Source organism: Thermococcus fumicolans (assembly GCF_055386755.1).
The window spans coordinates 453,002-474,053 of sequence record NZ_AP042424.1; the positions used below are offsets into that span (position 1 = coordinate 453,002).

At 56.9% G+C, this 21,052-nt stretch carries 22 protein-coding genes; 14 read left to right on the forward strand and 8 right to left on the reverse strand.

What is annotated here, in order from left to right; genetic code table 11:
• Window positions 1–15: 15 nt before the first annotated feature.
• Together ACZ5AM_RS02485 and ACZ5AM_RS02490 are read left to right on the forward strand one after the other, a co-directional pair.
• Window positions 16–681, forward strand: coding sequence for a DUF257 family protein (locus ACZ5AM_RS02485; RefSeq protein WP_464915363.1), 666 nt, complete (start codon window positions 16–18; stop codon window positions 679–681).
• A 41-nt stretch (window positions 682–722) separates the two neighbouring features.
• On the forward strand, window positions 723–2,978 hold the full coding sequence (locus ACZ5AM_RS02490; RefSeq protein ID WP_464915364.1) for an alpha-amylase family glycosyl hydrolase: 2,256 nt from the start codon (window positions 723–725) through the stop codon (window positions 2,976–2,978).
• Here ACZ5AM_RS02490 and ACZ5AM_RS02495 read toward each other — a convergent pair.
• Entirely contained in the window at window positions 2,975–3,562 is a 588-nt protein-coding gene (locus ACZ5AM_RS02495) for a PH domain-containing protein (protein ID WP_464915365.1), read from the reverse strand. The genes ACZ5AM_RS02490 and ACZ5AM_RS02495 overlap by 4 nt on opposite strands.
• Window positions 3,563–3,658: 96 nt before the next feature.
• Here ACZ5AM_RS02495 and ACZ5AM_RS02500 point away from each other — a divergent pair, with 96 nt between their 5' ends.
• The 8 genes from ACZ5AM_RS02500 to glmM all read left to right on the forward strand — a co-directional run bounded on the left by ACZ5AM_RS02500 (window position 3,659) and on the right by glmM (window position 12,695).
• The gene (locus ACZ5AM_RS02500; protein ID WP_464915366.1) at window positions 3,659–4,435 is read left to right on the forward strand and encodes a BtpA/SgcQ family protein; all 777 of its coding nucleotides are present in this window, start codon (window positions 3,659–3,661) and stop codon (window positions 4,433–4,435) included.
• Window positions 4,436–4,684: 249 nt separating this feature from the next.
• A complete protein-coding gene (locus tag ACZ5AM_RS02505) occupies window positions 4,685–6,616 on the forward strand; it encodes a hypothetical protein (RefSeq protein WP_464915367.1) in 1,932 nt (643 codons plus the stop codon).
• The gene (locus ACZ5AM_RS02510; RefSeq protein ID WP_464915368.1) at window positions 6,609–7,826 is read left to right on the forward strand and encodes a calcium-binding protein; all 1,218 of its coding nucleotides are present in this window, start codon (window positions 6,609–6,611) and stop codon (window positions 7,824–7,826) included. Before ACZ5AM_RS02505 ends, ACZ5AM_RS02510 begins: the two co-directional genes overlap by 8 nt.
• Before the next feature lie 70 nt (window positions 7,827–7,896).
• Window positions 7,897–9,636 (forward strand): hypothetical protein, encoded by a 1,740-nt coding sequence (locus ACZ5AM_RS02515; RefSeq protein WP_464915369.1) that lies wholly within the window; start codon window positions 7,897–7,899, stop codon window positions 9,634–9,636.
• 33 nt (window positions 9,637–9,669) lie between these two features.
• Window positions 9,670–10,053, forward strand: a complete 384-nt coding sequence (locus ACZ5AM_RS02520; protein ID WP_464915370.1) for a hypothetical protein — start codon at window positions 9,670–9,672, stop codon at window positions 10,051–10,053.
• Window positions 10,054–10,086: 33 nt separating this feature from the next.
• On the forward strand, window positions 10,087–10,797 hold the full coding sequence (locus tag ACZ5AM_RS02525) for a hypothetical protein (RefSeq protein WP_464915371.1): 711 nt from the start codon (window positions 10,087–10,089) through the stop codon (window positions 10,795–10,797).
• A gap of 4 nt (window positions 10,798–10,801) precedes the next feature.
• A complete protein-coding gene (locus tag ACZ5AM_RS02530; RefSeq protein WP_464915372.1) occupies window positions 10,802–11,266 on the forward strand; it encodes a hypothetical protein in 465 nt (154 codons plus the stop codon).
• A gap of 79 nt (window positions 11,267–11,345) precedes the next feature.
• Entirely contained in the window at window positions 11,346–12,695 is a 1,350-nt protein-coding gene (gene glmM / locus ACZ5AM_RS02535) for a phosphoglucosamine mutase (protein WP_464915373.1), read from the forward strand.
• Here the strand turns inward: glmM and ACZ5AM_RS02540 are convergent.
• The gene (locus ACZ5AM_RS02540; RefSeq protein ID WP_464915374.1) at window positions 12,692–13,267 is read right to left on the reverse strand and encodes a hypothetical protein; all 576 of its coding nucleotides are present in this window, start codon (window positions 13,265–13,267) and stop codon (window positions 12,692–12,694) included. The genes glmM and ACZ5AM_RS02540 overlap by 4 nt on opposite strands.
• 87 nt (window positions 13,268–13,354) lie before the next feature.
• Between ACZ5AM_RS02540 and ACZ5AM_RS02545 the strand changes: the two genes are divergently transcribed.
• Window positions 13,355–14,746 carry a hypothetical protein gene (locus ACZ5AM_RS02545; protein ID WP_464915375.1) on the forward strand — a complete coding sequence of 464 codons (1,392 nt, stop codon included), beginning with the start codon at window positions 13,355–13,357 and terminating at the stop codon, window positions 14,744–14,746.
• On the opposite strand, the gene ACZ5AM_RS02550 is transcribed toward ACZ5AM_RS02545, so the two are convergent.
• From ACZ5AM_RS02550 to pyrB, 4 genes are read right to left on the reverse strand one after another with little or no spacing between them, the layout of a single operon-like run.
• The gene (locus ACZ5AM_RS02550) at window positions 14,729–15,310 is read right to left on the reverse strand and encodes an AAA family ATPase (protein WP_464915376.1); all 582 of its coding nucleotides are present in this window, start codon (window positions 15,308–15,310) and stop codon (window positions 14,729–14,731) included. The genes ACZ5AM_RS02545 and ACZ5AM_RS02550 overlap by 18 nt on opposite strands.
• Window positions 15,307–16,107: a hypothetical protein gene (locus tag ACZ5AM_RS02555; RefSeq protein ID WP_464915377.1), complete on the reverse strand. Its 801-nt coding sequence runs from the start codon at window positions 16,105–16,107 to the stop codon at window positions 15,307–15,309. Before ACZ5AM_RS02555 ends, ACZ5AM_RS02550 begins: the two co-directional genes overlap by 4 nt.
• 39 nt (window positions 16,108–16,146) lie before the next feature.
• A complete protein-coding gene (gene pyrI / locus ACZ5AM_RS02560) occupies window positions 16,147–16,602 on the reverse strand; it encodes an aspartate carbamoyltransferase regulatory subunit (RefSeq protein WP_464915378.1) in 456 nt (151 codons plus the stop codon).
• Complete coding sequence (gene pyrB, locus ACZ5AM_RS02565; RefSeq protein WP_464915379.1) at window positions 16,603–17,538, reverse strand: aspartate carbamoyltransferase; 936 nt, start codon at window positions 17,536–17,538, stop codon at window positions 16,603–16,605. It abuts the gene before it with no gap.
• A gap of 121 nt (window positions 17,539–17,659) precedes the next feature.
• On the opposite strand from pyrB, the gene ACZ5AM_RS02570 reads away from it, so the two are divergent.
• Entirely contained in the window at window positions 17,660–18,562 is a 903-nt protein-coding gene (locus ACZ5AM_RS02570; protein WP_464915903.1) for a thiamine-phosphate synthase family protein, read from the forward strand.
• Window positions 18,559–18,972, forward strand: a complete 414-nt coding sequence (locus tag ACZ5AM_RS02575) for a secondary thiamine-phosphate synthase enzyme YjbQ (protein ID WP_464915380.1) — start codon at window positions 18,559–18,561, stop codon at window positions 18,970–18,972. Before ACZ5AM_RS02570 ends, ACZ5AM_RS02575 begins: the two co-directional genes overlap by 4 nt.
• On the opposite strand, the gene ACZ5AM_RS02580 is transcribed toward ACZ5AM_RS02575, so the two are convergent.
• Both ACZ5AM_RS02580 and ACZ5AM_RS02585 read right to left on the reverse strand, forming a co-directional pair.
• Window positions 18,947–20,137, reverse strand: coding sequence for an ATP-binding protein (locus ACZ5AM_RS02580; RefSeq protein ID WP_464915381.1), 1,191 nt, complete (start codon window positions 20,135–20,137; stop codon window positions 18,947–18,949). The genes ACZ5AM_RS02575 and ACZ5AM_RS02580 overlap by 26 nt on opposite strands.
• Window positions 20,138–20,214: 77 nt before the next feature.
• Complete coding sequence (locus ACZ5AM_RS02585; RefSeq protein WP_464915382.1) at window positions 20,215–20,631, reverse strand: EamA family transporter; 417 nt, start codon at window positions 20,629–20,631, stop codon at window positions 20,215–20,217.
• A 216-nt stretch (window positions 20,632–20,847) separates the two neighbouring features.
• On the opposite strand from ACZ5AM_RS02585, the gene ACZ5AM_RS02590 reads away from it, so the two are divergent.
• A complete protein-coding gene (locus ACZ5AM_RS02590; protein WP_464915383.1) occupies window positions 20,848–21,039 on the forward strand; it encodes a hypothetical protein in 192 nt (63 codons plus the stop codon).
• Window positions 21,040–21,052 lie beyond the last annotated feature (13 nt).

The following is a 21,052-nucleotide window of genomic DNA, read 5'->3' on the forward strand; positions in this document are numbered from 1 at the left end:
CCATTATGTTTCTGGGTGGGAGCCTTGGCAGAGGTGCTATCGTCATTCTTTTCCGGTCTGAAGTTCGGTGAGACTGTGGTGATAGAGTATCCACCCGACTCGTACCCAGAGGTGCTGTTCCATCTCCTCCAGGAGTTCTCGGCCTCTGGATCCTACCCCGTGCTCATCGATGACATCCTTGACACCTATCCCCAGTTCGTGGGCAGGATGAGGGTTCTCGGGTTCGAACCGGGTCACGTTCTGGTTATCAAGATAGGGGGCGGGAAGCTGGAGGAGGGGACGATCGTCGGGAGGCTGGAGGTGGACAAGTACTCGATCCCGATAGGGAGCTACCGCGATGCCGTCAGGAGGGTACCCCAAGTCGATACGGAGTACATAAACCCCGTCCTTGGGGTTCACAAACTGCTGTCTCTCCTCAGCAGGAGGGAGCTGGTCTCTTTCCTAACGACGGTTTCGTCCTTCGTTGGCGACACCTCCAGGATAGCGTTCTACTTCGTCAACCGCGACGTGGTGGAGACCATCGAGCCGAGCTTCCTCCCGATGTTCGAGGAGATAGCGACGACCGTGGTTGAGTGGTACCGCGATGGGTCCGACTTCGTGCTTGACGTCCTGAAGTCCGCGAACCCAGGGCTTCTCGAGAAGGAGTACCGCCTCAAGGTGGAGGAGGCCCTTAGAGGTTAAGCTTTTTAACCCCCTTCTCTACCACTTTCGGTGATACTTAAATGCGAAGGGAGCTGGCTTTCGTCCTTCTGCTCGTCATGCTCTCCCCCCTGGCTCCTGTTGGGGCGGTTCACTACAGCGTCCCGGAGAGGAGCGTAATATACCAGGTCATGGTCGACCGCTTCTACGACGGCAACCATAGCAACAACGGCCCCTTCTACGACCCGACCCACACGGACTACCGCATGTACTGGGGAGGCGACCTTCAGGGCCTCATCGAGAAGCTCGACTACATCAGGAGCCTCGGCGTGAGCATGGTATGGGTCTCCCCGCTCAACGACAACATAAACACTATGGCCTCCGGGAGTGCCCCCTACCACGGCTACTGGACGAGGGACTTCAAGAGGATAGAGGAGCACTTTGGCGACTGGGAGACGTTTCGGAGGCTCGTGGAAGAGGCCAGAAAGCGAGGTATCTGCATAATCGTTGACTACGTCCCCAACCACTCGAATCCAGCTACAACTGGTGAGTACGGGGCCCTCTACGACAACGGCACTAAGGTAGCCGACTACCTCCACGACGCCCAGAAGGCTGTGGTAAACCCCTACACGGGAAGCAGGGAGTACGTCTACCACCACAACGGCGACATAGGGGAGTGGTACGGGTTCCAGCTCAAGTACGCTAACCTCTACGGTCTGGCGGATCTCAACCAGCACAACCCCTGGGTCGACCGCTACCTGAAGGAAGGTGCAGATCTCTTTGCCCGGGGCGGTGCCTGCGGCTTCAGGATCGACGCCGTCAAGCACATGCAGCTCGGCTGGCTCGAGACCCTCTACCTCGACCTCTACCGCCGGGGACCGCTCTTCATCTACGGGGAGTACTACAACACCCTGCCCGAGGAGACGGACGACCTATTCTACTTCTACCAGTACTCCAACGTCTCACCCCTCCTGAGCATCCCGATAAGGAAGGATCTGGCCAACACCTTCGCCTACGGAGGAAGTCTCAAATGGCTCTCGGAGACGCTCGAGAGCTACTACTCCCGCTTCCTCTACCCGAACAAGGCCGTTAACTTCCTCGACAGCCACGACCTCGTGAGGTTCCTGAACGAGAACCCCAGTAGGGGGCGCTTCCACATGGCCCTCGCCCTCACAATGACGCTCCCCGGGATTCCCGTGATATACTACGGCGACGAGAGCTACCTCGTCAGCCGCGAGGGGAGGGGTGACCCCTACAACAGGCCCATGATGGTCTTCAACAACACCACGGAAGCTGCGAGGATCATCAGGACGCTGGCGGGGCTCAGGAAGGAGAACGACGCCCTCGCCTTCGGCGACTTTAAGACGCTCTACGCCGACTACCGCACCTGGCTCTTCGAGAGAACCTTCGGGAACCACTCCCTCCTGGTGGTCGTCAACAAGGGTTCCTCCAGGGGTCTCAACGTCACCCTAGACTGGCCAGACGGGAACTACAGGGATGCACTCTATGGGCAGGTGATGGCCGTCAAAAACGGAACCGCCAGCTTAAAACTGCCCTCCGGTAGAGTTTTGATCTTCCATAGGGAGGGGGAGCAGGAAAAGCCGCTCATAGGTTCCCTGACCCCGTACGCCGCCGAGCCCGGGGACGAGATCATCGTAGGTGGAACCGCCCTCGGTGACTCGGGGGAGGTTTTTGTAAACGGCGAAAAGGCCGACGTCGTCTTCTGGAACAGAACGACGGTCGTCTTCAGGCTTCCAAGGGTCGAGACTCAGTCCGCCTGGGTTGACGTCTACGTTAAAACGCCCTCCGGCGAGAGCAACCACCTGAAGCTCCGCTACTACCGCGGAAACGAGATACCGGCTCTAATAGCGATAAAGGCCGATGACATCAAGGGCTTCCTCTGGATAAAGGGCAACGTCCCCGAGCTGGCTGAACCCAGGCCCCTACTAAAGTCGAGCACGGGCTACTACTTCACGGTCGCACCGCTTCCAAACGGCACGCCCTTCCAGGTGGAGCTCTACGACGGCCTCCCCTGGGACAAACTCGAGCCCACTGGGAGGGTCTACCACGGGATCGCCAACTGGACGGTCGTCCTGGAGCCGGGCCCATTGCCCGAGCCCACTACGACAACGAGCTCCGTTACCGAGACTCCAACTACTACCACAGCCACCGCGAGCACGGTAACGACCACCACAACGCCCAGCCAGCCGCTTCCGCCGACCACGACGGCTTCATCGTCGAATACCTCGAATACAGAAAACACGGGGGGAGAAGAGGGTATATGCGGGCCCGCGCTTCTGCTCCTCCTGGCCCTCCAGCCCCTTGTTAAGAGGCGTTAGATTTTCTCCAGCAGCTTCTTTCTCTTTTCCTCGTACTCCTCCTGGCTTATGACGCCCATATCGTAGAGCTCCTTCAGCTTCTTGAGCTGCTCTATCGGGTCTTCCTTCTCCTCCCTTGCAACCGGCTTGGCGGTCTGATAAGCCGGCATCGTCCTCGTCACGAGCTCCTTCGGCTTCTTCAGCACCCACGTCTCGCTCGTCATCCTTTTGTTGACCTCTATTGACACGGGCTCGACCGCTATGGCGTTGAGAGCATCTTTAATCGCGTTTATAGCCTTCCTAGCCTCCTCCTTGTTCATCCAACCGAGCTTGAGCGTTATGCTCTCCTCTCCCTCGATTATGAACTCCGACGACATTATCCCCAGCTTCACGACGACCTGCTCCAGCTTCTGGTAGGGAAGGGCCTTGAGGTCGTACCTTCCGAGTATCTTCTCGTCGAGGTAGATTATCCTCCTGTCCGTGACCAGGAGCCACTTGGGCTTCTCGAGGCTGACCTTCTTCCTTATCGAGAAGAGCACCCTCTCGTTGGGCTCGAGGTGCCTCAGAACCGACTTCGGTAGCTTGGGGTTTTCGTCCGATCCCATGTTTCCACCCTCTACGTTTTTCCGGTGAACACCTATATCACCTTTTCCGTTCCACAGCCCTTATTAACCCGCCGGCGAACTCTGTTTGGTGGTGGTATGGACTTTGAGAGAAAACCCCTCATCGGGATGGTCCACCTGAAGCCCCTCCCGGGCTCGTACCTCTACGAGGACAACCTGGATGAGGTCGTTGAGGCCGCGCTAAGGGACGCGAGAACGATTGAGAAGGCGGGCTTCGACGCGGTGATGGTCGAGAACTTTGGAGATGTGCCCTTCCCGAAGTACGTTGACAAGACGACGGTTGCAGCCTTCACGGCTGTTGCAAAGGAGATCCGGAACGCGATTTCCCTTCCCCTCGGAATAAACGTCCTCCGGAACGACGGTATAGCCGCTTACTCCATAGCCTACGCGGTAAAGGCCGACTTCATAAGGGTGAACGTGCTGAGCGGCGTAGCTTACACAGACCAGGGGGTTATAGAGGGCATCGCCCACGAGCTTGCAAAGCTAAGAAAGCTCCTTCCGAGCAGAATCAAGGTATTTGCAGATGTGCACGTCAAGCACGCCGTCCACTTCGGCGATTTTGAGGATTCCCTGAGGGATACCATAGAGCGCGGCCTCGCCGATGCCGTCGTCGTGAGCGGGAAAGCGACCGGAAAACCCGTTGACCTCGAAAGGCTGGCCCTGGCAAAGAAGATATCACCCGTCCCGGTTCTGGTGGGCTCTGGAACGACCTACGACAACCTTCCGGAGCTGTGGAGCTATGCCGACGGGTTCATCGTGGGGACGTGGATAAAGCGCGATGGAAGGGTTGAAAACGAAGTTTCTTTGGAAAGAGCAAGGAAACTAGTGGATCTGGCTAAAAATCTTCGACACTGAAAATGTTTGGCTCTATGTCCTTTGTCTGCGAATTTTCTTTTCCGAAAGGCTTATTACCCATAAGTGCGTAACTTGTAGAAAAGCAGGGCCCATCCCGCTTTTCTTTTCTGCGAGACGGGTTTTGCCAGATGGTGATGGCATGAGCAAACTCTCCTCTGAGAGACCGTTCTTCAATAACTCACCGGCTAATCTGGCTATTTCATTTTCGGGGATGTTTGGATCCTCTGGAGAGAAAAGGAGGCGTAATGTATGGTATTCTGGCGTGAAAAGATCATGGCGCTGTTGATCCTAACCGTCCTCGTGGGGGTGCCCCTCTCGGTGGCCTCGTCCAGCGTTGAGCCCTACTTCCCCACTGCGGGCGAGCTCTCGGCCCTCGGACTCCAGGGGGCGAAGATGTACGACCACCAGAGTTCCAGGAGCTATGAGACCAGGTACTACTCGGCCCACTACGGGTCTGGGGACTGGATGGAGATAACCCTCTACATCAAGAAAGGTTCTTCCGCCGTTCTCAGCGGGGGCGCGTACACGCAGGGTTCAACGTGCAGCCGCTCCGAGAGAACCATAGAGTGCACGTACAGCGGTGATAACGACGTGGCCTGGCTCGACGAGGAGCTGTGGAGCTACAAGTACTTCAGCTCCTACTACGCCGAGACCGTCATCGGGGGCACGAGCGACGGCGGGGATCCTCCGACCTTCTGGGGGAGTGGTGTGGTCCAGATAGAGGTCAAAATAAGGGCCGTCTACAACGCTTCTAACCCGTCAGTCAGCGTTGGCAGGGCCCTCATGAACCTCATGGCCTCCAAGGTCAGCCCCAACTCCACCTCCGCTCCATCCACGATTAGTACCACAACCACCGGAAAGGCCCAGCTCGCCATAACAGCCCCGGTCGAGGGGCAGAGGTTCACCTCGTCGAGCGGCTTCGGCCTCTTCGTCATCAACGTGAAGGCGAGGTTTTCGGGAGATGCCAAGAACCCCTACGCGGTGATAACCTCCCCGGACGGGAGCAGGAGCAGGGCGAGGGTGTACAGCGACGGTACAATTGAAGACCTCGTCATAGTCGAGAACACTGGCCTGAGCGAACCTCAGAAGGGAACGGTGAAGGTCGAGGTTTACGGAACCGTTGACTCCAAGGAGACGCTCCTCGCGAGCGGGAGCGTTGGGATAACTCTAGCGAACGACGAGGAAAAGCCCGGGGACATGATAGACAACGACGGAGATGGCTTAGTAGACTGCGACGACCCGGACATAGCGACCTGCGACGAATGTATCTACCAGAAGAAGCTCGAGTGGGCCGAGTCAATAATGAAGCGCCACATCGACTACCTTGAGAAGGTCAAGAGCCTCCACCCCGGCTACGCTTCCCTCTACAACGTCTACGAGGACGACCTCAGGGAGATACACGACAGGGACATCAAGGACCCGGACAAGATGGTCGCCGAGATGAACGCCTACATGGATAGAAAGGTCTACGGCCAGCAGAGGATAAGGGCGCTCCTCTCGATATTCGCGAACGACCCGGAGAAGCGCTACCAGCTGAGGCAGATAGCGGAGAAGTACCGCTACGACCCGGTTGCCAGGGACGTTGAGATGGAGAACTTCATCTACAAGTACGCGAAGGACGAGGCGGAGAAGGCGGCGATAACAAACCTCATCTTAACCGGCGTTCTTCAGCCCCCGAAGTGGCTCGTGGGCGGGCAGTACAACTCTGGGGGAGTCCTCGACTGGTCGAAGTTCGTTGCGGATAACTTCGAGAAGGTCGGCGACGCGGTCAGGCTTAAGGGGACGGAGAAGGTCAAGTTCTTCACAACCCCCGCAGGGGTCTACATGGTGGCCTTGGACGCGAAGGCCCTCCTGGACCACGCAAACGACCTGAAGAACATGAACCTCCCGAACAACGCCAAGGTCTCGATAATAGTCCTTGATGGCGCGACCAAGATAGGCAAGCTTCTCGACCCGACGGGCTACTTCGGCAACATGGCCGATGCAACCGTTGGGGCCGTCATCAACCTCAGGAAGAAGATAGAGGAGCGCAACCAGGGGTGGTTTACCTGGAACGGATACGTCCTCCACGAGACGGCCATACCCGGAATCTACGAGGACTACGAGACGGGCAAGAAGTTCAAACGCGTCGGCGGCGGCTGGCTCAACATGAACTTCGTGGAGGTGGAGGACAATGGGTAAACTCACCGCCATTCTGCTGATCCTCCTAATCCTCGCGGGCCTCTACATCTACCACACTAACCCGCACATAATAGACGACGCCGTTCACATAAAGGACAACTTGAGTGGAAACGGTTCCCCGGGCGGAGGTACATCCTCTACGGGCACGAGCACAACGGAAACGCCGAACCAGCCAACGCTGGAACCGGGCTGGAACGACGTTGACGGAGACGGGAGTTCAGACGTTTACGTCGGAAACGGCCTCTCGGCTGTAAAGGCCAACGGGAGCTACGTAATAACCCGTGACAGGAACGGCGATGGAGTTGTTGATGCGATATACATTGACACCACCGGCGACGGGAACCTTGATACAGCGTACCTCGACAACGACTACGACGGAAAGACCGACACCTGGATAACCGAGCTGAACGGGGTCAAGAGCTACTCCTGGGACATGGACGGGAACGGTATTCCCGACGTCTACGACACCAACGGTGACGGGAAGGCCGATGCGTGGGACTTAAACGGTGATGGAACCATAGACGAGAGGGACGTTGACTACGACGGGAACCCCGATCTTCACGACTACGACTTCGACGGGGTCTTCGACGAGTTTGAGGGCAGTGTCACGATCTACCCGCCGGAGAACGGGAGTGAAGCTGAGTTTAAGTGCCCCGACAACAGGGAAGACGCCTACAGGCTCTACGTTCAAGCGTATAACAACGTTACCAAACTGATGGCTGAGAATCAGTCAAGTAAGGAGGCCGTGGAGGCCTACGAGTTCTACCTGAAGGCGAGGGAGTGCTACGAGTCCTTCTCGACCTCAACAACTTCGTCTTCCGGCCCGATAACTGGTACTCTGGGAGAAGTTCATCGGGTAACCCTTGACACCGATGGGGCCTCTGCTGTCAGGTTCTCTACCGGCGAGGTCGTGGAGAGTTTTGGCGGAAAAGACGTTGACCTCTCCGCTGAGCCATGGTGCGTTGAGTATCCGGCTTTGCTCGGCCACTACGTTGACCTCGGCGAGATGAGCTTGGAGGAAGTTACTGTCGAGGACATACCCTCCTCGGGCTATCCGGGTGACGAGATGAGCGGCGAGATAAAGGCCGGCCACGTCTACGCCAGCAGGAACGCTGACGGAACCTACACCGTCTTCGCCTTGGTGAGTCACGAGAAGACCTCTGAATGCTCCCACAGGATAACGATAGCTTACAGGAACGTGGAGGATTGAGAATGGGGAGTTTCCTCGGGGGTTTCAGCGTTTTGCTGCTTGAATCGAGAAACATTGAGGAGTGTAAAAAATGAAAAAATCCGCCATCCTCGTCGCCTTTTTCCTTGTTGTGGGCCTCTTTTTGCCCCATGTTAGTTCCTCCAGCACCTGGGAGGTAATCTACGACGTTCAGCAGGATAAAATGATGCTCGACGGTGTTTACAACCCCGTATCCTTCATTCCGGGAAGCGAAGGGGACTACTACCTCCTCGGAAGCCACGGATCGGGGCTAGCCGTTCTGGTTCACCTCTCGCCGATGGGAGAAGTGCTCTGGATGAAGAACTTCAGCCTCAGCCAGAAACTCCCCCTAAACCTCCCCTACGGGCAGTACCAGGTGATACAGGACATCGCCGTCGGAAAAGACGGCATCTACGTCGTTTTGATGACGAACGGCGTCGTCAACGTCTCGGCCCCGAGCGACTGGCAGCCTGGCGATCCTCTCTTCACGCTGGTCAAGTTCGACTTTTCGGGGAACCCGGTCTGGGCCAGGGCTTTCAGGAACTCGAAGGGTGGCTACTCGGGGATAAGGGTTCAACCTACCGGCGACGGGGCCATCGTCCTGACTCCGGTTTACGCGCACATGCACCACAAGGACCCGGACGACCCCTACGACGGTGATTACATAGTCTCCCGCCTCGACGTTGGTGCCATAAAGTTCGACTCCTCCGGGAACCTCGAGTGGGTTCACATCTACGGCAGGGAGAGCATCCACGAGTACGTCTGGGCCGTTGGCTTTGACGGGAGGGAGGTTGTTATAGCCTTCTCCTCCGCCTGGGGTCCGGATCTCGGCTTCATAGGCATAGACCCCGAGAGCGGGAATCTAAAATGGGTCAGGGAGTACAAACAGGCCATCGATGGCGGCGAGCTCTGGAAGATGGGGCGCTTCAACACCCTCACCGGTGGAAGGCCCATGCTCTACGGCGTCCCCGGAGGGTGGCTCTACACCAACGGCCTCCCCGGAAAGTACGATGGTGGTGCCTCGATCTGGATGAAGCTCGACAAAACTGGCAATATCCTCTGGAGCGGCTTCTGGAACACGACCCTTCCAGCCGGCCAGTCCCCTTCAAGTTTTGCCCTAGCCGACGACGGAAACTACGTCTTCTTCCATCCCCTCGTCAAGACCTCGCCTTCAGGGGACATCGTCAAGGTCTACTACGACACCGTGCCCTCTGGCCACTATATAGCCCGCTCGGGAGAGGGCTTCGTCATCTTCCTCGTTCCAGATAGGCTCCTGAAGCTCGGCCCGAACATGGAGTTCGCCGGCTGCGACGTCCACCACGTCGAGCAGGGCGGGGAGCTAAAAGCGTGGGTTCTGAACTTCGTGGAGCTTGGGGATAATGAGGTTAAGTTCGTGAAGGTGCCGCTCTATTCGGAGGGGGAGTTCGGGGAGCCCTTTGAGTTCGACGACCTCCCGACGTGGGAGTGGTACCGGATCGGAGAGCCCAACGTCTGGGTTCACGACCATCCGAGCGACTACTTCAGCGTCAAGGAAGCCTGCAACCAGACCGGTGCTTCCGCCACTCCGGGTTCCAGTGCCTCGCCGGTACCAACGAGTTCGAGTTCCTCGGGCGCTAACCATTCCCCGTCCCAGAGTTCCAGTGCAGTCCACTCGAGCACGCTCCCGACTTCGAGTGAAGGGGGTTTCGGCGAGGTCCCTGGTGAAGGTCCCTCCAGCACTAACAGTCGGTCAATAAGCTTCATCTGCGGGCCGGGGGCCATCGTTGCGCTAGCCCTACTGCCGTTGCTCTTGCTCTGGAGGTGGAGGGAGTGAGGGGTTTGGAATCGCAAGAAAGGAGGTGATAGTATGGGACTCATCAAAAAGCTGGTCGTTGGATTCTTCCTTCTCCTGCTCATAGGCGTAGCGGGCATCTTCGGCATGCAGTACTACTACAACACCTTCTACACCAAGGTTCCGGTCGAGGTCAAGACCGAAACGGTGAACGGGGACGTCTTCTACCTATCGTACGTCCTTCCCGCTGGCAGGTACTACATCAACGCGAGCAGTGAGGGGACTGTGGAGAAGATAACAATACTCGACGAGGAGGACAACGTCCTGACCGAATCGGAAGCCGGGAGCATGATATACGGCTCTAGCAAGCCCTTCAAGGTCAGGGTCGACTACAAGGCCCCGCTGAACGTTGATTCCTACAGGGTCAGCGTGGGCATCTACAGGCTTGAGAAGAAGTGATTTCGTTTTCCACGTGAAAGAGGAGGAATGGGTATGAGAAAGCTTATCCTTGCCCTGCTCGCGGTGGCCCTCCTGGTCGTCGCCTCTGGTTGTGAAAGTCCCAATGCAAACGTGAAGACCGAGAAGACCCTCACGATAAACGAGGTAACCGTGCACTACTCCGGCGATGTGTCGCTCTCCGAGGCCAGAGCGGCTCTTAACTTCGTCCGCGACAACTTCCAGATAAACGGGAAGACGGACGTTTACCTCTCGAAGGGCGGGAACACCTACACCGTCAAGGTAACCACTCCCTACGGGAGCGCGGGCGAGATCGATAAGAAAACCGCCTTCTACGTCAAAATTATGGCGTCGAAGATGTCCCAGGACGTCTTCAACGGCGCAAAGCTTTTCCTTAAGCTCCTGAACAGCGATAGGGAGGAGATCCTCTCCGCGGAGAGCAGGTACGCCTACATCGAGTCGAACGAGATAACCGTCTGGTACGCCGGCGTTAGTGAAGACGACGCCCGAAAGGTTCTCGACTACGCTGTTTCCTTCGCGGGGAGCGGGCCGTGGGATCTCTTCATCGACGGGGATAAGCCCTACACGATAAGTGCGATGAGTTCGTTCGGCAGTGAGGGTGAGATAGGCAGCGCGGAGGAGGTTTATAGGAAGATGGTCTCCGACCTCTCGGGGAGGCTCGGCGGAAAGGTAGTCCTCAGGGTTCTGAGCCCGAGTGGGGAGGAGATAGCGAGGTTCACGAGCTGAGGTGGTGGAGATGGAGAAGGTTCTATACGTTGTCGGAAACGTTGACTACAGGAGGGGTTTTATGAGGGAGAGCCGGGCGAGCCTCGTCATAACGGACGAGAGGATGATAGTGGCCTTCCTAACGCCCGAGCTCGCCAAGGAGATTAAGAAAGAGGCAGGAGGGGGCGTCAGGGGCTTCTTCCGTGGCGTCGCCGGAGCCTACGGCCACTGGAACGAGTACTACGAGATGTCCCCCGAGGAAATACTCGGTGAAAGCGAGGAGAACTTCGAGATACCGCTCCGCGAGGTCAGGGAGGTAAAGATAAAGAGCGGTGACTCCGAGTCCGGCAAGAGGGAGGAGCTGGAGGTCAAAGCTGGAAAGAGCCACAAGTTCTACGCCAGCGATGGTACGATACGGGTCAGGGAGCTGAAGAAAGTCCTGGAAGGGCTTGGGGTCAAGGTCAAAGCCCCGCGCTTCAGCCTCTTCTGAACTTTTTCTCTTTGTGCTGTGGGAAAAGATTATATTCCTCCCGTCTCATCACGAATCATAACTCTCACGGGTGATTCTCATGGGGAAGTACTTCGGGACGAGCGGCATCAGGGAGGTCGTTAACGAGAAGCTGACTCCAGAGCTGGCCCTGCGCGTTGGAAAGGCCCTCGGCACTTACCTCGGCGGAGGAACCGTTGTGGTCGGAAAGGACACCAGAACGAGCGGCGAGATGCTGAAGAGGGCCCTAATAAGCGGTTTACTGAGCACTGGCATCGAAGTCATAGACATCGGTTTGGCTCCAACGCCCCTTACCGGCTTCGCCATAAGGCTCTACAAAGCTGACGCAGGCGTTACGATCACCGCCTCCCATAATCCTCCGGAGTACAACGGCATAAAGGTCTGGCAGCCCAACGGGATGGCCTACACGCCGGAGATGGAGGCGGAACTTGAGGCCATAATCGACTCCGGGGACTTCAAAAAAGCGGCATGGAACGAGATTGGAGCCGTCAGAAAAGCCGACCCGAGGGAGGACTACATCAGGGAAGCCCTCAAGATGGTTAGCCTCGATGATTCCTACACTATCGTCCTAGATACAGGCAACGGCGCCGGCTCAATCCTAAGCCCATACCTCCAGCGCGAGCTCGGGAATAAAGTTGTAAGCCTCAACTCCCACCCGAGCGGCTTTTTTGTGAGGGAGCTCGAGCCGAACGCCAAAAGCCTCTCCGCTCTGGCGAAGACCGTGAAGGCGATGAAGGCCGACGTTGGCATAGCCCACGACGGCGATGCGGACAGGATTGGAGTTGTCGATGATCAGGGCAACTTCGTCGAGTACGAGGTCATGCTCTCGCTCATAGCGGGCTACATGCTGAGGAAGTTCGGGAAGGGCAAGATAGTCACTACCGTCGATGCAGGCTTTGCGCTGGATGATTACATACGAGCGCTCGGCGGTGAGGTTCTTAGAACGCGCGTCGGGGACGTTGCGGTTGCCGATGAACTCGCCAAGCACGGCGGTATCTTTGGCGGTGAGCCTTCTGGAACGTGGATAATCCCCCAGTGGAACCTAACACCAGACGGAATCTTCGCCGGGGCCCTGGTTCTTGAGATGATCGACAGACTCGGCCCGCTCAGCGAGCTTGCTAAAGAAGTCCCGCGCTACGTAACTCTGAGGGCGAAGATTCCCTGCCCCAACGAGAAGAAAGCTAAAGCGATGGAAATCATAGCGAGGGAGGCCCTTCAGAGCTTCGACTACGAGAGGCTCATAGACATAGATGGCGTCAGGATTGAAAACTCCGACTGGTGGATTCTCTTCAGACCGAGCGGGACGGAGCCGATAATGAGGATAACCCTTGAGGCCCACACGGAGGAGAAAGCGAAGGAACTGATGGAGAAGGCGGAGAAGCTTGTAAAGGAGGCGATAGCGCGGGCTTAGTCGAGGAGGGCCTCTTTTACCTTTTTCAGGCTACCCTCTAAGTCGTCTTTGTCGAACTCGATGTAAGTCCCTTCCGGAAACCTCGCCGTGAGTATCTCAAAGAGTATCCCGGGCATCTTCACGAGCTTAAAGTCCTGCTCCCTCACAAGCTCCTTCGAGCGCTTCAGCCTCTCCTCCTTGCTCAGGTAGAAGAACTCCTGCATCGCCCTGTAGGGGTATCTTTCTGGGTCGCTTGAGCTCGTGTGGAAGACGCCGCAGGTGGGGGAGCCTTTGACGCCGAGGAAGACGACCTTCTCTGGCTTTTCCTCCGTTAGAACCCTCCCTATGAAGTCCGCTATGAGCTTAGCCCTCTCGCGCATGCCTAAGCGCTCATAGACTTCCCTGCTCGCTGGAGCGCGCGGCCAGTCGATTAGGGCGTATTCGGGACACGGATAAGCTAAGACCTTCCACTCGTCTCCAAGCTTCCCGATAAGCTCTCTCAACCATTTAGCAGTCTCATATTCCTTCTCCTTCGGCCCGCGGTAGACGTAGAATGGGCTGAGCAGGCAGGGGGCGATGACCAGGAGCTTCATGGGATCACCCCTGTACCATCGGAACGCCCCTTTATATCCCTGTCGTTCACCGAAATACTTTTTAACATGGGAACTCAGAGGTCTTCGGTGGTTGTAATGAAGAGGGCACTGGTGACGTTGGGAATACTGTTCCTCTTGCTCCCGTACGCCTCGGCTCACCTCGAGGTGAAGTCCAGCGGGTATGCGCTCTACCTCCGGGGCTTGGACGGGCATCACTACTTTGGCTACGCCGCCCCTTTCTGGGTAGGTCCCCGCAGGCCTTCGTGGGGCGTCTTCCTGAACGTTGGGCCTGACAAAGGGCTGAAGTGGGCCTACAACTATTCGACTAAGGGAGGCGTGGCCTTCTACACTGGCATTAAGACCGAAAACGGGTTCCTGCTCCTTGGGATGGCCGGGCCCTCTGGCTACGCCGTTCCCCTTGCCGTTATGCTCGACGACTCGGGGAAAGTGGTGTGGTCCAGGGCCTACAGTCTGGGCGAGGAAGTTCAGGGCGTGTTCCTGGACGCGGTTCCCAACGGTGGTGGCGTTCTGGCCGCGGCGATTACCGCTAATCCCGACGGGGATCTTGGGGTGGCGCTCCTGAACCTGAGCTATTCGGGGGACGTTGTCTCGGCCGTGAGAATTCCCTTCGGGGATGTTTTGGGATCCTACCAAATCACCCGCTCCAACGGCGGCTTCTTCCTCTCTTGGGTTCTCAACGCTACGGACTTCGTAACGGTGAAGGTCGATCCCTCCGGTTCGGTCGTTGAGGCCGTTCAGTACACCCTCCCCAGCTCCCTCGCGGGAGAAACGAGTCCCACCAACCCCTGGGGGAACTTTTTCTACGTCCCGTTTTCCGGTGGAGACGGCCCCGTTCTCGTTGGTTGGGGTTTGGAGAACGGATGGTCCCCGTGGCTGCTTGTTGATCACCTGGGGAGCGGGGAGTGCCTCAACATCACCCTGTCCCTGAAGGGTATTCTAAGCTCCGCTCGTTATTCCCCAGGGGAAGGACTCTTTGAGGCGTTTGCCTCGGACGTCAACTACTCCGAATTGCCCGGCTCTGATCGCAGGATCCGGATCCGGCTGATCAACGCCTCGCTTCTCTTCCTGTCGGAGGGAAACGGGGAGGTTAAAGCCTTCATCAAGCCCCTTGGAAACGTTACGAGTGCCTATTTCTCCCCGGAGGGCATCTCCATCCGCACTCTGAACAACACGAGCAACGTCACGGTTTTCAACGGAAAGTTTGATCCGGTTGAATTTGGCTTCAACGAGCTCAAAACCGGGGTTAAAAAGTGCAGCCTGAGCGTTAGGTCCAGGGAAATTAGCCTTGACCCCAAAATCCTCAGCGTGACCTACATGGCCGTTCCCTTAAACAGGACGCCGATTAGCCTTGAGGTCTCGGTGATCGGTGAGGAAAACGTCGAGCAATCGCCTCCCTGGCTTTCGGCCCTTCTGGTTCTGCTTTCGACTCTGGCCTTGGCACTATGGGCCAGACGCTGAGAGCTCCCCTATTATTTTTTCAACTTCCCCCCTCAGCTCCTCCAGAGTGCCCTCGTTTACAATGATGTAGTCAGCGAGGCCCTTCAGCTTGCTCGTGTGGTACAAGCGCTCCTCGGCGTCGTCCATGGCCTTGAAGTCCTCGAAAGTCCTTATGCCTTTGTCCTTGCTGGCCTTTCTCTTCATAAGCCTCCCGAACCTTATCTCCGGCTTTGCTTCTACGTAGATGACCTTTCCGCCGAGCCCCTTTATGGCCTCTATCTCCTCCTTCGAGCGCACTCCGTCTATGACGACGTTTTCACAGTGCCTCTTCTTGTCAACGGCGAGCCTGATGAGCACATCCCCACCGTACTTGTCCTTCAGGTACTTCCCGAACTCTATCAGCCTATCACGCGTCGGTTCAGCCTTCTTCGGAAGCTCGGGGATCCACGAGTAGTCCGAGACGTTGTGGGTCAGCAGGTCTATCAGCGGATCGCTGCAGGAAACTCTGCAGAATCCCTTCTCCTCGAAGAACTTTGCAACCGTCGTCTTTCCGGCGGCTATCTTTCCAACGACGCCCACTATCATTTTCTCCACATCCTCCAGATTAGATTCGCCCCATCGGTGGACTCCATCAGCCCCTCATACGTTAGGCTGACGACGAACTCTATTAAGGCCCTTTTGTCGTAGACCACCGGCTTTTCAAAGCCGAAGAGGTACTTGAGCTCAAAGAAGCCGATGTGCAGGAAGCGGAACGGGTTGAGGAGGGCAATTTCATCCCTCCATTTCAGCCCGAAGGGGAAGTCCGCGAGGACGAGCTTCGCGTTTCTCTCTCGGGCAAGCTTGACGAGCTTCTCCTCGTCCGGGAAGAGGAGCTCTTTGGGTTCTCCCTCTATGGGCTCGTATTGCAGCTTGGGAAACGCGTATCTCAATCCAACCGCCTCGTAGGGCAAGCCTAACCTCTCGGCGAAGCCGATTAGGGCTTTCGCGTTGAAGCTTAAGAAGACGAGCGTTTTAACGTCCCCTTTCAGCCCGGGCCACTTCCGCGGTGGGAAGCGCTTTTCCGCCTCGATTATGGGGAGTAGAAACTCCAGCTCGGTTCCCCTTATGAGTTTCTCAGCCTCTTCGAGCTTCCTCCTCTTTATCTCGAGGTCGAGGTTCGAGTAGACTGTCACCTGCTTGACTTTAAGCCTCTCCCTGAGCTTTCCTATTACGAGGCTGTTGCCTATCACGACGCTCTTGTCCGTCCTGTCGTGGGCTATTATGAAGAGCTTGTCGTTTTCTTTCTCATAGCGGACCTCGTCTATCCTGAAAGGGCTCTCTGGGAGGTTATGCTCCCTCCGGATCTGTCTAACTAGCTCGTGGATTTCATCGACCGTGAACATGGCGGGAAAGAAGAGGGAGGAATAGGTTAAAAGCCTTCCTCAGAGGTTGCCGAGTATTTCGTCCCCCTCGATCGTTCTCTCGCAGTAGTGGCAGCGGAGCTTGAGTGGTTCTCTCCTCTCGACCCTGAACCTTGGAACCACGTACTCGTGGTTGCTGACGCAGTTCGGGTTCGGGCATCTCAGGATGCCCACTATCTCGTCCGGGATTTCCACGTTGAACTTCTCGACGATCTTGTAGTCCCTCACGATGTTTACAGTAGCCATCGGCGCTATCAGGGCTATCTTGTTCACCTCCTCCTCGCTGAGGTAGCGCCCCTCGACCTTCACGATGTCCTTCCTTCCGAGCTTTTTGCTGGGAACATTGGAAGCGATAAGCAAGGTTCCGCCGTTTGGCTTAGTTAAGCCTAGGATTTCCACAACCTTCAGCCACTTCCCAACAGGGATATGGTCTATGACGGTTCCCTCGGGGATGACCTCAACCTTCAGCTCGGGCATTCAGATCCCCTCCAGAACTCCAAGCGTTAATCCCAGCAAAGCCATCCTCACAGGAACGCCTGAGAAGACCTGTCTGAAGTAGAGCGCATGCTCGCTCTTATCCACCTCTGGGTGAATCTCGTCTACTCTCGGGAGCGGGTGCATTATCTTCAGGCTTTCCTTGGCGTTCTTGAGAACGGCGCAGTTCACCTGGTAGCTGCCCTTGACCTTGAGGTATTCCTCCTCGTCCGGGAAGCGCTCGCGCTGGATTCTCGTGACGTAGAGGACGTCCAGTTCAGGAATCGTCCCTTCTAGATCGGCCGTCTCGTGCACCTTGATACCTTTCTCGCGGAGCTCTTCGACTATGTGCTTCGGCATCCTCAAAAGCTCGGGCGATATCAGGTAGAGCTCGACGTCGTAGAAAGCTAGAGCCTCCGCCAGGCTGTGGACGGTTCTCCCGTACTTGAGGTCTCCAAGCAGGCCTATGGTCAGGCCGTCAATCCTTCCGAATGCGCGCTTTATCGTGTAGAGGTCCAGCAAAGTCTGAGTCGGGTGCTGGTTACTACCGTCGCCGGCGTTGATGACGGGGATTTCGGCAACTTCAGCGGCAAGCCTCGCGGCCCCTTCCATCGGGTGTCTGATGACTATGACGTCGCTGTACTGCTCCACGGTCTTTATCGTGTCCGCCAAACTTTCGCCCTTCTTGACGCTCGTGCTCGATGCGGAGGAGAACCCTATGACAGAGCCCCCGAGCCTGTGCATCGCGCTCTCGAAGCTGAGCCTTGTCCTCGTCGACGGCTCGAAGAAGAGCGTCGCGAGGATTCTCCCGCGCGCGTAGTCGAGCGAGCCCTTCTCGTTTAGCTCCTCCTCAAGCCGTTCCGCAACCCCCAAAACAAACTCGATGTCCTCCTTCGAGAAGTCCCTTATGCTTATCACGTCGCGTCCTTTCCAGTCCATAAAAGCCCTTCCGGTGTAAAAATCGATGGGTTTTTAAACGTTTTTTGACGCAATTATGTCAATGAAAATAGCCGTCATCCCTTTAAGCTATAAGCCGATTATCCTTGGGTCGGTGATAACCATGAGAACCCCCGCCGTCTACCTCGCGGAGGAAGTGATGCCCTACCTGCGCGCTAGGATCGCTGAGGTCCTCTATCGGGGGGGCCTCAGGCAGGCTGAGATCGCGGACTACCTCGGGGTTACCCAGGCGATGGTTAGCAAGTACCTGGCGGGCAAGTACAAAAAACCGCCGGATGAGCTGTCCCTCAGGATAGATGAGATCGCCGAGGAGGTCGGGAGGTTCATACTCTACGGCGGCGGCAGGGATGAGGCCGTGATAATGGTCTCTAGGCGGCTGGTTGAACTCTTCCAGAGCGGCTTCCTCTGCAGGTTCTACTCCGAGTACGCGGGGATAAGCGAGGAGGCGTGCCACACGATATACTCCGTGCAGCGCGACCGCGGTGAGGTGCTGGAGAAGCTGTCTATAGCCCTTGAAACCCTCCTCAGTTTGGAGGGCTTCTGGGCGTTGATCCCAGAGGTGAGGAGCAACTTCGCGTACGCCCTCCCCTCCCCGGCCGGACCCGGCGATGTTGCGGCCGTTCCCGGCAGGATAACCCTGGCTAAGGGCAAACCCTATGCACTTCCACCCGAGTTCGGGGCGAGCAGCTTCACCGCGGGCATACTGGTTGAGGTCGGGAAGTTCAGGCCCGAGGTGAGGAGCGTCCTCAACGTTAGGTACGGCCGCGACGTTGAGGGGGCCATCAAATCCGCTGGGTTCGAGGTTGCCAGGGTGAGAACGGGTGGTATGGGGAGGGAGGAAGCTGTTAGGGAGATAGCGCGCGCTTTCTTGGAGAAAAACCCGGACGTGGTCGTTGACGAGGGCGGCCATGGGGTTGAGCCGCTAGTCTACGTTTTCGGGGCTGATCCACTGGAGGTCGTCGAAAAGGTCAAGCGGCTTATCGAATTCCTGGGGGTGAGGGGATGAGGGTTCACACTGGGGAGCTCCGCTTTTCAACCAAGGGCGAGATTGACCTCGTGGACATAACGCACGAGGTTGAGCGGGTCGTTGCGGAGTCCGGGGTGAAGAACGGTCAGGTTCTGGTTTTCGTCCCCGGTGCAACGGGCGCGATAGTAACGATAGAGCACGAGTCCGGCCTTCTTGAGGACTTCAAGAGGGCCTTGAGGGAGCTGGTACCCAAAGGGGCCGGCTACCTCCACGACAGGATAGACGACAACGCCCACAGCCACCTCCGCGCCACGCTCCTTGGAGCTAGCGAGTGCTTCCCGGTCGTTGATGGTCGTCTCGTTAGGGGTACATGGCAGCAGATTTTCTTCGTTGAGCTCGACGTGAGGCCGAGGCACAGGAGGGTTATAGTGCAGGTTGTGGGGGAGTGAGTTCGAGGAGGAAGAAGGGCACGTCCCCCTTCTCCAGCACCCTTACGCTTTTCGGGTACCTCCTGTGGGCCTTTCCAGCCTTCACCTCGACCTTGAGGTCTCCGGCAACTGCATCGACTTCATAGGAGTTCCTGTAGTAGTACACCTCACCGAAACGGCGGTGGAGGTGTTCCTGAACGACCCATTCGTATAGTGCGTCCTCCCTAAGCTCGGTCCCGCTCCACAGGGCGAAGAGCCTAGCCAGGAGGGGATCGCGGAAGAAGAACTTCTTCTCGCGCTTATAGAGTACCTGGCTTCCCTGCTTTAGGTAGGCTATCCCGAGGATGTAAAGCTCGGTGAAGGACTTGATGTAGTCCTGGACCGCCTTGTAGGAGTAGCCTGAAGTCATACCAGCTAAGGCTCTGAAACTCGTCGCCGAGGGGGCGCTCCTTATTATCGCCGCGAAGGTTTCCTTAGCTATCTCGAGGCTCTTCCCGAACCTCACGATCTCTCCGATATACGCCCCGAGGAGGTCGTCCATCGGGAGGCCGTTTATCGATGCCGGGAATCCACCGGTACTCAAGTAGGCCTCGAAAAGCTTCAGCACTTTTTCCCTCCGCAGTTTCGGTTTCCCGAGCCCCATTACCTCCACGTACTCTGGAAATGAGAGCGGCATGACCTCTATCGTGCTCCCGCTTCCCCTCCTACCCGGGAAGAGCTCAATGTCCCTCTTGACCCTCAGGGAGCTTGAGCAGGTAACCGTAACCACATCGTTCTCCAGGAAGCCGGTGTCCATGAGCGGTTTAATCCCGCGCCACCAGCCTTCAAGTGAGGTGACCTCGTCGAGGAAGATGTAACCCGTTTTAATCCTTTCCTTCTCCTTGAGCTCCTGGAATTCGCGGAGAAGGTTTAGGAGCTCGCGGTGGCTTGGCAAGACCTCAACGTTGATGTAGAGAACGGCCTCGGGCGGGTTATCCTTCAGGAGTTCTTGAATCCGGAGCTTTATCCCTGTGGTTTTCCCCACTTGCCTCGGGCCGAGGACGAAGTTGAGGGAGAACGGCTTAAGCGAAAGCTTCCCCAGCCACTTTGGCCGCCAGTGGAGCTTCTGCTCTTTCCAGCGCCTCACGTGGTAGTCCTCTTTCCCCTCCCACCAGGGGTTCATGTAGGTGAGATCACCCAGTCTCATGTGGACACCTGAGAAGTTATAGTTCTCAACCCTTTATAAAGGTTGAGAAGTGTGAGTTCTCAATCTTTATAAACTCCTCACAGCGACACCAAAATCGTGCCGATGACTATCAAGACTGCCCCAAGCACCGTTTTCAGGTCCATCTTACTCCCGAGAACGAGCCAGGAAAGGAATATCGCGAGGGCAACGCTGGTCTTGTCTATCGCGATGACAGCTGGAACCCTTCCGTTCTTTATCGCCATGAAGTAGAACAACCACGAGAGCGCCCCCGCAAGCCCGGAGAGGGTTATCAAGAGGAGCGCCCTGCCGTTGATTTCAGCAACGCCGGTTGAGCCGCTTGCGAGGGCAACGCCAACCAGAAAGACCGCCATTACAACGGCCCTTACAGCTGTTGCTAACGTGGGGTTGACGTCTTTGAGGCCGAGCTTCCCGAATATCGGGACGAGCGAAGCGAAAAAAGCGGCCAGAACCGAGTAGATTAGGTACTCCCTCATTCCCGTCACCCAAAGGGGGTAATAACCCGCCCAAGTTCATCGGCTCCGCCTTCGGCGGCACTCCCCGGGCAGGGGGAGTTGGGTTTTCTTCCTAAAAGGCTTCCGGTTTTGGGTGTGGACAACATGTGCCCGCATTACAATATACCGCGGGGTGGCCTTATGCCTTCCGTGAGAAAACTTAAGTACCGTGGGGAGCAGTGTTAATCGGGGATCCCTATGGTGAGAACAATCATTCCCGACCAGAAGACGGTTCTGGATTCCGAAAAGAAGGCGAGGGCAAAAAACGAGGAGTTCCTAGGGGAGAGGAGTGAGCTCAGGGAGTACTCAACACTGGAGACGGTTGTGATCATTGTCCTGGGCTTGGTGGCCCTTGGTTTCGTGGTCTTCGTGCTGAGGAACTACTTTTGAACCGTTGGCGGCT